This is a genomic window from Salmonella sp. 5800 (assembly GCF_046558195.1).
GTDB classification, from domain to species: domain Bacteria; phylum Pseudomonadota; class Gammaproteobacteria; order Enterobacterales; family Enterobacteriaceae; genus Salmonella; species Salmonella enterica.
The window spans coordinates 452832-466558 of sequence record NZ_JBGDOX010000001.1 but is presented as its reverse complement, the minus strand read 5'-3'; the positions used below and the strand labels follow the sequence as shown (position 1 = coordinate 466558).

Sequence of the window (13727 nt, the reverse complement as noted above, 5' to 3'; positions counted from 1 at the left end):
ATACACCGCCCGCTATCAGGAAGTGCGCCACCAACCGTGTAATGCAAATGTCGCTGCCATTTTAGATACCCTCTTCATGTGAACTTTCGTACTAGTTAACTGGTTCGATGGAATAATGTCAACACCTATTTCAGTATATTTGCCGGAACCGTTATGATGTACATGACATACCTTTATCTCTATGGGAGCCGCCTTGAGCGACACGAATTACGCAGTGATTTACGATCTGCACAGTCATACCACGGCGTCCGATGGACTGTTGACGCCAGGAACATTAGTACACCGTGCGGTAGAGATGCGAGTCGGCACGCTGGCGATTACCGATCATGACACCACAGCCGCGATTCCTGCGGCAAGAGAAGAAATTTCACGTTGCGGGCTGGCTCTGAATCTTATTCCCGGCGTGGAGATTTCAACGGTCTGGGAGAATCATGAGATTCACATTGTGGGTCTGAATATTGATATTGCGCACCCGGCAATGCGCGATTTTCTGGCGCAGCAGACACAGCGGCGTCAGGCGCGTGGTCGGCTCATTGCGGAGCGTCTGGAAAAAGCCCATATTCCCGGCGCGTGGGAAGGGGCATTGAGACTGGCCAATGGCGGCGCGGTGACGCGCGGCCACTTCGCCCGCTTTCTGGTGGAGTGCGGCAAAGCCGCGACCATGGCGGATGTTTTTAAAAAATATCTCGCGCGTGGGAAAACCGGTTACGTTCCGCCGCAGTGGTGTACAATAGAACAAGCTATTGATGTCATTCATCATTCTGGCGGTAAGGCGGTGTTGGCCCATCCGGGACGCTACGACCTTAGCGCTAAGTGGCTGAAAAGATTAGTGGCATATTTTGCCGACCATCACGGCGACGCGATGGAAGTGGCGCAGTGCCAACAATCGCCCAATGAACGCACCCAACTGGCGACGCTTGCGCGTCAGCATCATTTATGGGCATCGCTTGGATCTGATTTCCATCAGCCCTGCCCGTGGATTGAGTTGGGGCGTAAACTCTGGCTGCCCGCTGGCGTTGAAGGCGTATGGCAGACATGGGAACAGCCGCAAATATCACAGTGAGGGAAGTATGAGCCAGTTTTTTTATATCCATCCGGATAACCCACAGCAACGGCTGATTAATCAGGCCGTCGACATTGTGCGTAAAGGCGGTGTTATTGTTTATCCAACCGATTCCGGCTATGCCCTTGGTTGTAAAATTGAAGACAAAGGCGCAATGGAGCGCATTTGCCGCATCCGTCATCTGCCGGACGGCCACAACTTCACGCTGATGTGCCGCGATTTGTCCGAGTTGTCGACCTACTCCTACGTCGACAACGTGGCATTTCGTCTGATGAAAAACAATACGCCGGGTAATTACACCTTTATCCTGAAGGGGACAAAAGAGGTGCCGCGCCGTCTGTTGCAGGAAAAGCGTAAAACTATCGGCCTGCGCGTACCGTCAAACCCGATTGCGCTGGCGTTATTGGATACGCTGGGCGAACCGATGCTCTCGACGTCGTTGATGCTGCCTGGCAGCGATTTTACCGAGTCGGACCCGGAGGAGATTAAAGATCGGCTGGAGAAGCAGGTGGATCTGATCATCCACGGCGGTTACCTCGGCCAACAGCCTACCACGGTAATCGATTTGACCAATGACTCCCCGGTGGTGCTGCGCGAAGGCGTCGGCGACGTTACACCTTTCTTATAAGGGCGTAAGCCTGTATACTACGCGGCCTTAAAATGGCGCGGCAACGCGCCGTTCATTCTCCTGTTCGACGCCTGTGAAGGCGACACCTGAAGGAAGCTCTATGAGCGAAAAGTTACAAAAAGTGCTGGCGCGCGCTGGCCACGGCTCTCGCCGTGAAATCGAATCCATTATTGAAGCGGGACGTGTCAGCGTTGACGGTAAAATCGCCACGCTTGGCGATCGTGTTGAAGTCACTCCCGGTTTGAAAATCCGTATCGACGGTCACCTGATTTCGGTGAAAGAGTCGGCGGAACAAATTTGCCGCGTTCTGGCCTATTACAAACCAGAAGGTGAACTGTGTACCCGCAATGACCCTGAAGGGCGGCCAACCGTTTTTGATCGCTTACCGAAACTGCGCGGCGCGCGGTGGATTGCGGTAGGACGTCTGGATGTCAACACCTGCGGGCTATTGTTGTTTACCACCGACGGTGAACTGGCGAACCGTCTGATGCACCCTAGTCGTGAAGTTGAACGTGAATATGCCGTGCGCGTGTTCGGTCAGGTGGATGAATCGAAACTGCGTGATTTAAGCCGTGGCGTACAGTTGGAAGATGGTCCGGCGGCATTTAAGACCATTAAATTCAGCGGCGGCGAAGGCATTAACCAGTGGTATAACGTGACGCTGACGGAAGGGCGCAACCGCGAAGTTCGCCGACTGTGGGAAGCGGTAGGCGTTCAGGTCAGCCGTCTGATCCGCGTTCGTTACGGCGATATCCCGCTGCCGAAAGGCCTGCCGCGCGGCGGCTGGACTGAGCTCGACCTCGCGCAAACGAACTATCTGCGTGGTCTGGTAGAGCTCCCGCCGGAAACCTCGTCGAAGGTTGCCGTCGAAAAAGACCGTCGTCGTATGAAAGCGAACCAGATCCGTCGGGCGGTAAAACGCCACAGCCAGATAGCTGGCGGACGCCGCTCCGGTGGGCGTAATAACAACGGGTAATCTCTACCGCGGTCTATAGGCCGAGAGTCATCAGACAAGAGGGTTTGTGCCGGATGGCGGCGCAAACGCCTTAATCCGGCCTACGGTTAATAATCAATTCCCATCTGGGCTTTTACGCCCGCGTCGAAAGCATGTTTAACCGGACGCAGTTCGCTGACGGTATCCGCAAGATCAAGAATATCCCGGTGACAGCCGCGACCTGTAATAATCACCGTCTGGTGACCAGGGCGCGCGTTTAGCGCGCTTATGACCTCTTCCAGCGGCAAATAGTCATACGCCACCATATAGGTCAGCTCATCCAGTACCACCATATCAAGCAGCGGATCGGCCAGCATCCGTTTCCCATGCTGCCAAACGGCCATACATGCTGCGGTGTCTGCCTCGCGATTTTGCGTCTCCCAGGTAAATCCCGTTGCCATCACCTGAAATTCGACGCCATGCGGTTCCAGCAGATTACGCTCGCCGTTGGGCCAGGTGCCTTTAATAAATTGCACCACGCCTACGTTTTTACCGTGTCCTACGGCGCGGGCGGCAGTCCCGAAAGCCGCCGTGGTTTTGCCCTTACCATTGCCAGTAAACACGATAATAATACCGCGCTCTTCCTGTGCCTGGGCGACACGGGCGTCAACCCGATCTTTTACCTTCTGCTGGCGCTGCTGATAACGTTCATCACTCATTGGGCGATTCCTGGTTTACGGCCCGGTTGGGCGTCAAAGGTCATACCGGTTTTACGGCGACTGTCGTCGCCCATAAGCCACAGGTAAAGCGGCATAATATCGGCAGGCGTTTTTAATTTCTGTGGATCTTCCGTCGGAAAGGCGCTGGCGCGCATACTGGTGCGCGTGCCGCCCGGGTTAATGCAGTTAACACGCAGAGAACGGTTCTGGTATTCGTCCGCCAGCACCTGCATCATTCCTTCAGTAGCAAACTTCGAGGTGGCATAGGCGCCCCAGTTGGCGCGTCCCTGACGGCCAACGCTTGATGACGTAAAGACCAGCGAGCCGGCATCGGACTTCAATAATAACGGTAACAGCGCCTGGGTGAGCATAAAGGTGGCGTTAACGTTTACCTGCATGACATCCTGCCAGATCTGCGGATCTTGTTCGCTCATTGGGCCGATTTCCCCCAGTAACCCGGCATTGTGCAGGACGCCATCCAGGCGGGGATAGTGCGCGGCGATGCGGTCGGCCACTTGCCGGCACTCTTCAGCGGTGCAGGTCAGCAGATCGAGCGTAATCCACTGTGGTTGAACATGTTGCTCGTCAGCAATGTGCTGCGCGACCCGACGCAGTTTCTCTTCGTTGCGTCCCAGCAGAATCACCGTTGCGCCGTAACGCGCATACGTGAGCGCGGCTTCCCGCCCAATGCCATCGCTGGCGCCAGTGACCAGAATAATGCGGTTTTGCAATAGATCTTGTTTCGGTTGGTAATGCATGGCTACTCCTCAACGGTGTGGTGCACCGTCCTGCCAGGTTGTCTTATCTTCGCGTTAACTTTTCGGGTTTATGCCTGAAAGCGCCTTTTTTTTCAATCAGACAGGGGCGATAACGCCGTAAAATGAACGTCTTGTCATACTTTTTCTTCCTCAACAGGCATACGGATGAAGAGAGACTGACTTCGATGCCTGTTGTACACTGAGCGCAAGTCGCGTTATTTAATCAAGGTGGGAGTCGTGGAATTGTTGTCTGAATATGGCTTATTTTTGGCAAAAATCGTCACCGTTGTGGTGGCCATTGCCGTCATTGTGCTGCTGATCGTGAATGCTACGCAACGCAAACGTCAGCGCGGCGAGCTGCGCGTGACCAATTTGAGCGAGCAGTATCAGGAGATGAAGGATGACCTTGCTGCGGCGTTGATGGATGGCCATCAGCAAAAACTGTGGCATAAAGCGCAGAAAAAAAAGCATAAGCAGGAGGCGAAAGCCGCCAAAGCAAAAGCGAAGCTGGGGGACATTGCGACATCGGACAAACCGCGCGTATGGGTGATAGATTTCAAAGGCAGTATGGACGCTCACGAAGTTAATGCGTTACGCGAAGAGGTCACGGCGGTGCTGGCAGTGGCGAAACCCGGCGATCGGGCGGTTGTGCGTCTGGAAAGCCCCGGTGGCGTTGTGCATGGCTATGGCCTGGCGGCATCGCAATTGCAGCGCCTGCGCGATAAAAATATTCCGCTGACCGTGACGGTGGATAAAGTCGCGGCAAGCGGAGGCTACATGATGGCCTGCGTGGCGGAAAAAATTATCGCGGCGCCGTTCGCTATTGTGGGGTCAATTGGTGTTGTCGCGCAAATCCCGAACTTTAACCGCTTTCTCAAAAGTAAAGACATTGATATTGAACTGCATACCGCAGGGCAGTACAAACGTACCCTGACATTGTTAGGCGAAAATACGGAAGAAGGGCGGCAGAAGTTTCGTGAAGATCTCAACGAAACGCACCATCTGTTCAAAGAGTTTGTGCAGCGGATGCGTCCGGCTCTGGACATTGAACAGGTGGCCACGGGCGAACACTGGTATGGTCAGCAGGCGCTGGAGAAAGGACTGGTTGATGAAATTAACACCAGCGATGAGGTTATCCTCGGCCTGATGGAAGGGCGCGAGGTGCTGAATGTGCGCTATATGCAGCGTAAAAAACTGATCGATCGTGTTACCGGCAGCGCGGCGGAAAGCGCGGATCGGCTACTGCTGCGCTGGTGGCAGCGTGGACAAAAGCCATTGATGTAAACCGCTATTGCCGGATGGCATTCAGCGCCATCCGGCATGGATTAATCCACCAGGTGATACTTCTCAGACAGCACATGCGCCAGGTGTTTAAACATGTTAAACACCGCGGTGCTTTTAGGGGTCGGTAACCCTTGCTCGTCTAAAAAGTAATCGCCGCTGAAAACCAGCACGCCATTTCTCTGCGTTACGCCGGTGGCGACAATACCTGCCATCGTGTCTTCATGTTCCCGAATAATTTTGTTGGCTTCAAGCAACAGTGTTTCGCGATCGATAGGTTGCGTCTCTTTATGCATTTTTTACTCCTTAAACAAGGAGATTAGTCTACGCTGAGCACTTCTGATGGGCAAATATTCTCACAGGAAATTGATGGATTTGTCATGTTGCGTTCACTGGCAAGATTTGTTTTTGCATGCTAATAAAGTTGCGTATCGAATTTTATCAGGTACAGTGTGACGCTTTCGTCAATCTGGCAACAGAATTGCTTGACATTCGACCAAAATTCCGTCGTGCTATAGCGCGTGTGTGCAAAAAAGCCTGTTAACTCAGTCACCTGAGGGTTACATTTCGTACACAAAGCCAGTACAAGGGGTTGATATCCGCAGACGCAGAGACCATATATCGTTGTCTCGTCGCCAGTGGAAGGTGAATCAACGTGCGACGCATTCCTGGAAGAATCAACTTAGGTAAAGGTGAATATGGGTAAAGCTCTTGTCATCGTTGAGTCCCCGGCAAAAGCCAAAACGATCAACAAGTATCTGGGTAATGACTACGTGGTGAAATCCAGCGTGGGTCATATCCGTGATTTGCCGACCAGTGGCTCAGCAGCTAAAAAGAGCGCCGACTCTACCTCCACCAAAACGGCTAAAAAGCCCAAAAAGGATGAACGTGGCGCTCTCGTCAACCGTATGGGGGTTGACCCGTGGCACAACTGGGATGCGCACTATGAAGTGCTGCCCGGTAAAGAGAAGGTCGTCTCTGAACTGAAACAGTTGGCGGAAAAAGCCGACCACATCTATCTCGCAACCGACCTTGACCGCGAAGGGGAAGCCATTGCATGGCACCTGCGGGAAGTGATCGGCGGCGATGACGCGCGCTACAGTCGCGTAGTCTTTAACGAAATAACCAAAAATGCCATTCGCCAGGCGTTTGAACAGCCGGGCGAGCTGAATATTAACAGGGTCAACGCCCAGCAAGCGCGCCGCTTTATGGACCGCGTGGTAGGCTATATGGTCTCGCCGCTGCTGTGGAAAAAGATCGCCCGTGGTTTGTCGGCAGGTCGCGTTCAGTCTGTCGCGGTCCGTCTGGTCGTTGAACGCGAGCGCGAGATTAAAGCGTTTGTTCCGGAAGAGTTCTGGGAAATTGACGCCAATACGACGACGCCGTCTGGCGAGGCGCTACCGCTACAGGTCACGCATCAGAACGACAAGCCATTCCGGCCGGTAAATCGCGAGCAGACGCTTGCCGCCGTCAGCTTGCTGGAAAAAGCGCGCTATAGCGTACTGGAGCGTGAAGACAAACCGACCAGCAGCAAACCTGGCGCGCCGTTTATCACCTCCACGCTACAACAGGCGGCCAGCACCCGGCTGGGCTTTGGCGTGAAGAAAACCATGATGATGGCGCAGCGTCTGTATGAGGCGGGCTACATCACCTATATGCGTACAGACTCCACCAACCTGAGTCAGGATGCGGTCAACATGGTGCGTGGTTATATTGGCGATAATTTCGGCAAGAAATACCTGCCGGATAACCCGAACCAGTACGCCAGCAAAGAAAACTCTCAGGAAGCGCACGAAGCGATCCGTCCTTCCGACGTTGCTGTCATGGCGGAGTCGCTGAAAGACATGGAGGCTGACGCGCAGAAGTTGTATCAGCTAATTTGGCGTCAGTTTGTCGCCTGTCAGATGACGCCAGCACAATATGACTCCACTACGCTTACCGTTGGCGCAGGCGAATTCCGTCTGAAAGCGCGTGGGCGTATTTTGCGCTTTGACGGCTGGACAAAAGTGATGCCGGCGCTGCGTAAAGGCGATGAAGATCGCACATTGCCTGCCGTGAATAAGGGCGATGCGCTGACGCTACTTGAATTGACGCCTGCTCAGCACTTTACTAAACCGCCAGCCCGTTTTAGCGAGGCTTCTCTGGTTAAAGAGCTTGAGAAGCGCGGTATTGGTCGTCCGTCTACCTATGCGTCGATTATCTCGACCATTCAGGATCGCGGCTATGTTCGCGTTGAAAACCGTCGCTTCTATGCGGAAAAAATGGGTGAAATCGTCACCGATCGGCTGGAAGAAAACTTCCGCGAATTGATGAACTACGATTTTACTGCACAGATGGAAGATAGTCTGGATCAGGTTGCAAATCACCAGGCCGAGTGGAAAGCGGTACTGGATAACTTCTTCAGCGATTTTACTCAGCAGCTCGATAAAGCCGAGAAAGATCCGGAAGAAGGGGGGATGCGTCCTAACCAGATGGTGCTGACCAGCATCGACTGTCCAACCTGTGGCCGTAAAATGGGAATTCGTACTGCCAGTACGGGAGTTTTCCTTGGTTGTTCAGGTTATGCGCTTTCGCCGAAAGAGCGTTGTAAAACGACCATTAACCTGGTGCCGGAAAATGAAGTTCTGAACGTGCTGGAAGGCGACGACGCCGAAACCAACGCCCTGCGCGCCAAACGTCGCTGTCAGAAGTGCGGTACGGCGATGGACAGCTATCTGATCGATCCGAAGCGTAAATTGCATGTGTGTGGTAATAACCCGACCTGTGACGGCTACGAGATTGAAGAAGGCGAGTTCCGCATCAAAGGGTATGACGGCCCGATCGTTGAGTGTGAGAAATGTGGTTCCGAAATGCACCTGAAAATGGGGCGTTTTGGTAAGTACATGGCCTGTACTAACGACGAATGTAAAAATACCCGTAAGATCTTGCGTAATGGCGAAGTTGCGCCGCCGAAGGAAGATCCTGTTCCATTGCCGGAACTGCCGTGTGAAAAATCGGACGCGTACTTTGTGCTGCGCGATGGCGCCGCAGGGATATTCCTGGCGGCCAATACGTTCCCGAAATCACGCGAAACGCGCGCGCCATTAGTCGAGGAGCTTTACCGGTTCCGCGATCGCCTGCCGGAAAAACTGCGTTATCTGGCGGATGCGCCGCAGCAGGATCCGGAAGGTAATAAAACCGTTGTTCGCTTTAGCCGCAAAACAAAACAGCAGTACGTTGCGGCGGAAAAAGACGGGAAGGCGACGGGATGGTCAGCGTTCTTCGTCGACGGCAAGTGGGTTGAAGGCAAGAAATAACCCCGGCCTGTCGCCACTGTAGTCAAGCGGGCCGCGTAAGCGGCCCTTTTTTTATATCCCCTTCATACTTCAAGTGGCTTATGTGTTGGCTACGGATTACTCGGCCCGTCCATGGGCCTCGCCCTGACGGGCCGTCGCACGCGACGTTCAAATCTGCTCCCGGCAGATTTGTCGCTCATCTCAGTCACCTTATGCTCCTGGGGACTCACTCTCTTGCCGCCTTTAAGCACTCGAATTATTTTGGGTAGAGCGGTCTTATTATTTTATCGCGTCGGCTATACAGTTCAGATATAAATGATATAGTGGTTATAGTTAACACCTTTTTTATTATTAAATCGTATTAGCAGCCCGATTAAGTCTGCAGATAAACGATGGCCTGATGGCGCTAATCTGGATGATGTATTATGAAATTGCAGCAGCTTCGTTACATTGTTGAAGTGGTTAATCATAACCTTAACGTCTCCTCTACCGCTGAGGGGTTGTATACTTCCCAGCCGGGGATCAGCAAGCAGGTGCGGATGCTGGAAGATGAGCTTGGCATTCAGATTTTCGCCCGCAGCGGTAAGCATCTGACTCAGGTGACGCCCGCAGGTCAGGAGATTATTCGTATTGCGCGTGAGGTGCTTTCCAAAGTCGATGCCATTAAGTCGGTCGCCGGCGAGCACACCTGGCCGGATAAAGGCTCGCTCTATATTGCCACTACTCATACTCAGGCGCGTTACGCATTGCCAGGCGTGATTAAAGGCTTCATCGAGCGTTACCCGCGCGTTTCGCTGCATATGCACCAGGGGTCGCCAACGCAGATTGCGGAAGCGGTATCGAAAGGGAACGCCGATTTCGCGATTGCCACGGAAGCGCTGCATTTATATGACGATCTGGTGATGTTGCCATGCTATCACTGGAACCGTTCGATAGTGGTGACGCCGGATCATCCATTGGCGGCAACGTCTTCCGTAACGATTGAAGCGCTGGCGCAGTATCCGCTGGTGACGTATACCTTCGGCTTTACCGGGCGTTCCGAACTGGATACCGCTTTTAATCGCGCAGGATTAACGCCGCGGATCGTCTTTACTGCAACCGATGCGGATGTGATTAAAACGTATGTCAGGTTGGGGCTGGGCGTTGGCGTCATTGCCAGCATGGCGGTCGATCCGCTTGCCGATCCTGATTTAGTGCGGATTGACGCGCACGATATTTTTAGCCACAGCACCACAAAAATTGGTTTTCGCCGTAGTACTTTTTTACGCAGCTATATGTATGATTTTATCCAGCGTTTTGCGCCGCATCTGACGCGTGACGTGGTGGATACGGCGGTGGCGTTGCGTTCTAATGAAGAAATTGAAGCGATGTTTCAGGATATAAAGCTGCCTGAAAAGTAATAGCATCGTCGGTTTGTGTCGTAGTGGCATGGCAGACAAAGCCGCCTTTTGCAATATCCCTAGAAGTATTACGGGTAATGATCAGCAAAATAGTGTTGAATTACCCGTCCCGCCAGTTTCTTTTTCCAAATAGTTATCTTGAGTCAAAAGATTGATTTATTCACTGGCAACGATTCGTAAATTGACTGGATTTTTGACTAAAGTTTATTTAGGATTTGTCTCATCTGATGATTAATTGTACCGATTGTTTGGTGCTGAAATGATAAGTGATACCGATAGCATGAGGTTAGTAATGCCTTCTGAAAACCAGGAACCGCGCCGCGACCCTGAGCTCAAACGTAAAGCATGGTTGGCGGTTTTTGTGGGTTCTGCGTTGTTCTGGGTAGTGGTAGCGCTTGTTATCTGGCATTGGTGGGGCTAAGTGAGCATTACGTCGGAACGCGAGCGCGTGGTCGCGCCCCCGATTCAATCTTGTGACGATGATAACACCCCGGATACGACCGTTTTTCGGTCTGTTCCGCAACACTGGACGCTCACACCGCAGCAGCGGGCATTTATTGATGCTTTTGCTGATGAGGTGTCACAAAAATAATATCCGTCTTTTTATTGGCGTTATTGTTTTATTAACGCTGTCTTATTACACCGCAGCAACCGTGTGCTGAGCGCCTCTCAGTATTGATTAAACACAGTTGGTGTCGCCTATGTTAACGTCAAATATAAAGTATTGGTCATGGACTGGCGCGTTTATATTATCGCTACTGTTCTGGGCCGAGTTAATCTGGATTGCCGTCTAATCTCGTCAAAGTCCGATAATGCGCTATTTATCGGGCTTTTTCATCTTCGCTCCTCGCCTGTTAGGTTTCTCCTCTTTTAGCAATTTGGGTTGTTATCAAAACGTTACATTTTGTTTGTGTTATCTTTAATACAACCCTGTGGAGAATCAGGGTAACGCAACCCTGTCATTTAAGGAGGAGCTATGTCGTCAACCCTACGAGAAGCCAGTAAGGATACATTGCAAGCCAAAGATAAAACGTATCATTACTACAGTCTGCCGCTGGCTGCCAAATCCCTGGGCGATATCGCCCGTTTGCCCAAATCACTTAAAGTGTTACTGGAAAACCTGTTGCGCTGGCAGGACGGCGAGTCTGTGACTGATGAAGATATTCAGGCGCTGGCCGGTTGGCTTAAAAATGCCCATGCCGATCGTGAAATTGCCTGGCGGCCCGCCCGTGTCCTGATGCAGGACTTTACCGGCGTGCCTGCCGTTGTCGACCTGGCGGCGATGCGTGAAGCCGTTAAACGCCTTGGCGGCGATACGTCGAAAGTGAACCCGTTATCGCCGGTTGATCTGGTTATTGACCACTCTGTGACGGTCGATCATTTCGGCGATGACGATGCGTTTGAAGAAAACGTGCGGCTGGAAATGGAACGTAACCATGAGCGTTATATGTTCCTGAAATGGGGAAAGCAGGCATTCAGCCGTTTCAGCGTGGTGCCGCCCGGAACCGGCATTTGCCATCAGGTTAACCTGGAATACCTGGGTAAAGCCGTCTGGAGCGAATTACAGGACGGGGAGTGGATTGCTTACCCGGACTCGCTGGTGGGGACTGACTCCCATACGACCATGATTAATGGTCTGGGCGTATTGGGGTGGGGCGTGGGTGGTATTGAAGCAGAAGCGGCAATGCTTGGTCAGCCCGTGTCGATGCTTATCCCGGATGTCGTCGGCTTTAAGTTAACCGGTAAGCTTCGGGAGGGAATCACCGCCACTGACCTGGTGCTAACCGTCACGCAAATGCTGCGTAAGCATGGCGTCGTGGGTAAATTTGTTGAATTTTATGGTGATGGTCTGGATTCGCTGCCGTTGGCGGATCGCGCGACCATCGCTAATATGTCGCCGGAATATGGCGCAACCTGTGGTTTCTTCCCTATTGACGCCATCACCCTGGAATATATGCGATTAAGCGGACGTAGCGACGATCTGGTCGAGCTGGTTGAAGCCTACACGAAGGCGCAGGGAATGTGGCGCAATCCCGGAGACGAACCGGTATTTACCAGTACTCTGGAACTGGATATGGGCGATGTCGAGGCCAGTCTGGCCGGGCCGAAACGCCCGCAGGATCGCGTGGCGTTAGGCGATGTGCCGAAAGCCTTTGCCGCCAGCGCCGAGCTGGAGCTGAATACCGCGCAAAAAGATCGCCAGCCGGTTGACTATACGATGAACGGACAGCCATATCAGCTTCCGGATGGCGCTGTCGTCATTGCCGCCATCACCTCCTGCACGAATACCTCGAATCCCAGCGTGCTGATGGCGGCGGGATTACTGGCGAAAAAAGCAGTAACGCTGGGGTTGAAGCGTCAACCGTGGGTCAAGGCTTCTCTGGCGCCGGGGTCAAAAGTGGTATCTGACTATCTGGCGCAGGCCAAACTTACGCCTTATCTGGATGAACTCGGTTTTAACCTGGTCGGTTATGGCTGTACGACCTGTATCGGGAACTCCGGTCCGTTGCCGGAGCCTATTGAGACCGCGATTAAAAAAGGCGATCTGACGGTAGGGGCCGTGCTTTCCGGTAACCGAAATTTTGAAGGGCGTATCCATCCGCTGGTGAAAACGAACTGGCTGGCGTCGCCGCCGCTGGTGGTCGCGTATGCGCTGGCCGGAAACATGAATATTAACCTCGCGACAGAGCCGCTGGGGTACGATCGTAAAGGCGATCCGGTATACCTGAAGGATATCTGGCCTTCAGCGCAGGAAATTGCCCGCGCCGTTGAACTGGTATCATCGGATATGTTCCGTAAAGAGTATGCGGAAGTGTTTGAGGGTACGGAAGAATGGAAATCGATTCAGGTTGAATCGTCCGATACCTACGGCTGGCAGTCGGATTCAACCTATATTCGCCTGTCGCCTTTCTTTGATGAAATGCAGGCCCAGCCTGCGCCAGTCAAAGATATCCACGGCGCGCGTATCCTGGCGATGCTGGGGGATTCGGTAACGACCGACCATATTTCTCCGGCCGGCAGTATCAAGCCGGACAGTCCCGCCGGACGTTATCTGCAAAACCACGGCGTTGAGCGGAAGGATTTTAACTCCTATGGATCACGGCGCGGCAACCATGAAGTGATGATGCGCGGTACGTTCGCCAATATTCGTATTCGCAACGAAATGCTGCCCGGCGTCGAAGGTGGGATGACGCGGCATTTGCCGGGTACGGAAGCGATGTCGATTTATGATGCCGCGATGCTTTACCTGCAGGAAAAAACGCCGCTGGCGGTGATTGCCGGGAAAGAGTATGGGTCGGGATCGAGCCGTGACTGGGCGGCAAAAGGTCCGCGGCTGTTAGGTATTCGCGTGGTGATCGCCGAGTCGTTCGAACGTATCCACCGCTCAAACCTGATTGGGATGGGGATCCTGCCGCTGGAGTTTCCACAGGGCGTAACGCGTAAAACGCTGGGACTGACCGGGGAAGAGGTGATTGATATCGCGGATCTGCAAAATCTGCGCCCTGGCGCGACCATTCCGGTTATGTTAACGAGAGCGGACGGCAGCAAAGAAACGGTGCCTTGCCGCTGTCGCATTGATACCGCCACCGAGCTGACTTACTACCAGAATGACGGCATATTGCACTATGTCATTAGAAATATGCTGAACTAAAGCCGTTTATCGGGCCT

13 protein-coding genes and 1 other annotated feature (1 of these 14 only partly in view) are annotated in these 13727 nt (G+C 53.0%); of the genes, 9 read left to right on the top strand and 4 right to left on the bottom strand.

The features are described 5' to 3' along the window. Positions 1-39, bottom strand: a sequence feature (Trp leader region) (it extends 57 nt beyond the left edge of the window). Continuing rightward, the gene (gene trpL / locus ACLJZ5_RS02290; protein WP_010989026.1) at positions 16-60 is read right to left on the bottom strand and encodes a trp operon leader peptide; all 45 of its coding nucleotides are present in this window, start codon (positions 58-60) and stop codon (positions 16-18) included. (Overlaps the previous feature by 24 nt.) Before the next feature lie 121 nt (positions 61-181). Between trpL and rnm the strand changes: the two genes are divergently transcribed. The 3 genes from rnm to rluB all read left to right on the top strand — a co-directional run bounded on the left by rnm (position 182) and on the right by rluB (position 2667). After that, positions 182-1063, top strand: coding sequence for an RNase RNM (gene rnm / locus ACLJZ5_RS02285; RefSeq protein WP_024797891.1), 882 nt, complete (start codon positions 182-184; stop codon positions 1061-1063). Positions 1064-1070: 7 nt separating this feature from the next. After that, positions 1071-1691, top strand: coding sequence for an L-threonylcarbamoyladenylate synthase (locus tag ACLJZ5_RS02280; RefSeq protein WP_000077250.1), 621 nt, complete (start codon positions 1071-1073; stop codon positions 1689-1691). A 100-nt stretch (positions 1692-1791) separates the two neighbouring features. Next, the gene (rluB, locus tag ACLJZ5_RS02275; protein WP_001291233.1) at positions 1792-2667 is read left to right on the top strand and encodes a 23S rRNA pseudouridine(2605) synthase RluB; all 876 of its coding nucleotides are present in this window, start codon (positions 1792-1794) and stop codon (positions 2665-2667) included. Positions 2668-2753: 86 nt separating this feature from the next. Here rluB and cobO read toward each other — a convergent pair whose 3' ends face one another. Continuing rightward, positions 2754-3344, bottom strand: coding sequence for a cob(I)yrinic acid a,c-diamide adenosyltransferase (gene cobO, locus ACLJZ5_RS02270; protein WP_001278856.1), 591 nt, complete (start codon positions 3342-3344; stop codon positions 2754-2756). Continuing rightward, the gene (locus ACLJZ5_RS02265) at positions 3341-4102 is read right to left on the bottom strand and encodes a YciK family oxidoreductase (protein ID WP_024797892.1); all 762 of its coding nucleotides are present in this window, start codon (positions 4100-4102) and stop codon (positions 3341-3343) included. Before ACLJZ5_RS02265 ends, cobO begins: the two co-directional genes overlap by 4 nt. A 237-nt stretch (positions 4103-4339) precedes the next feature. On the opposite strand from ACLJZ5_RS02265, the gene sohB reads away from it, so the two are divergent. Beyond that, entirely contained in the window at positions 4340-5386 is a 1047-nt protein-coding gene (gene sohB / locus ACLJZ5_RS02260; RefSeq protein WP_000422082.1) for a protease SohB, read from the top strand. 41 nt (positions 5387-5427) lie between these two features. On the opposite strand, the gene ACLJZ5_RS02255 is transcribed toward sohB, so the two are convergent. Continuing rightward, positions 5428-5679 (bottom strand): YciN family protein, encoded by a 252-nt coding sequence (locus tag ACLJZ5_RS02255; RefSeq protein WP_000548616.1) that lies wholly within the window; start codon positions 5677-5679, stop codon positions 5428-5430. 402 nt (positions 5680-6081) lie between these two features. On the opposite strand from ACLJZ5_RS02255, the gene topA reads away from it, so the two are divergent. The 5 genes from topA (at position 6082) to acnA (ending at position 13710) form a co-directional block, all read left to right on the top strand. Next, positions 6082-8679: a type I DNA topoisomerase gene (topA, locus tag ACLJZ5_RS02250; RefSeq protein ID WP_000513593.1), complete on the top strand. Its 2598-nt coding sequence runs from the start codon at positions 6082-6084 to the stop codon at positions 8677-8679. A 404-nt stretch (positions 8680-9083) separates the two neighbouring features. Next, on the top strand, positions 9084-10058 hold the full coding sequence (gene cysB / locus ACLJZ5_RS02245; RefSeq protein ID WP_000776233.1) for an HTH-type transcriptional regulator CysB: 975 nt from the start codon (positions 9084-9086) through the stop codon (positions 10056-10058). 280 nt (positions 10059-10338) lie between these two features. Beyond that, complete coding sequence (locus ACLJZ5_RS02240) at positions 10339-10479, top strand: YmiA family putative membrane protein (protein ID WP_213083417.1); 141 nt, start codon at positions 10339-10341, stop codon at positions 10477-10479. Positions 10480-10759: 280 nt separating this feature from the next. Beyond that, on the top strand, positions 10760-10852 hold the full coding sequence (ymiC, locus tag ACLJZ5_RS02235) for a small membrane protein YmiC (protein WP_223148964.1): 93 nt from the start codon (positions 10760-10762) through the stop codon (positions 10850-10852). Between the two features lie 182 nt (positions 10853-11034). Beyond that, complete coding sequence (acnA, locus tag ACLJZ5_RS02230) at positions 11035-13710, top strand: aconitate hydratase AcnA (RefSeq protein WP_024797893.1); 2676 nt, start codon at positions 11035-11037, stop codon at positions 13708-13710. The last annotated feature ends 17 nt before the right edge of the window (positions 13711-13727 follow it).

Coding starts and splice junctions, on each gene's coding strand:
- rnm (WP_024797891.1), top strand. CDS start 182: ATGGGAGCCGCCTTGAGCGACACGAATTACGCAGTGATTTACGATCTG.
- ACLJZ5_RS02280 (WP_000077250.1), top strand. CDS start 1,071: ATGAGCCAGTTTTTTTATATCCATCCGGATAACCCACAGCAACGGCTG.
- rluB (WP_001291233.1), top strand. CDS start 1,792: ATGAGCGAAAAGTTACAAAAAGTGCTGGCGCGCGCTGGCCACGGCTCT.
- cobO (WP_001278856.1), bottom strand. CDS start 3,344: ATGAGTGATGAACGTTATCAGCAGCGCCAGCAGAAGGTAAAAGATCGG.
- ACLJZ5_RS02265 (WP_024797892.1), bottom strand. CDS start 4,102: ATGCATTACCAACCGAAACAAGATCTATTGCAAAACCGCATTATTCTG.
- ACLJZ5_RS02255 (WP_000548616.1), bottom strand. CDS start 5,679: ATGCATAAAGAGACGCAACCTATCGATCGCGAAACACTGTTGCTTGAA.
- topA (WP_000513593.1), top strand. CDS start 6,082: ATGGGTAAAGCTCTTGTCATCGTTGAGTCCCCGGCAAAAGCCAAAACG.
- cysB (WP_000776233.1), top strand. CDS start 9,084: ATGAAATTGCAGCAGCTTCGTTACATTGTTGAAGTGGTTAATCATAAC.
- ACLJZ5_RS02240 (WP_213083417.1), top strand. CDS start 10,339: ATGAGGTTAGTAATGCCTTCTGAAAACCAGGAACCGCGCCGCGACCCT.
- ymiC (WP_223148964.1), top strand. CDS start 10,760: ATGTTAACGTCAAATATAAAGTATTGGTCATGGACTGGCGCGTTTATA.
- acnA (WP_024797893.1), top strand. CDS start 11,035: ATGTCGTCAACCCTACGAGAAGCCAGTAAGGATACATTGCAAGCCAAA.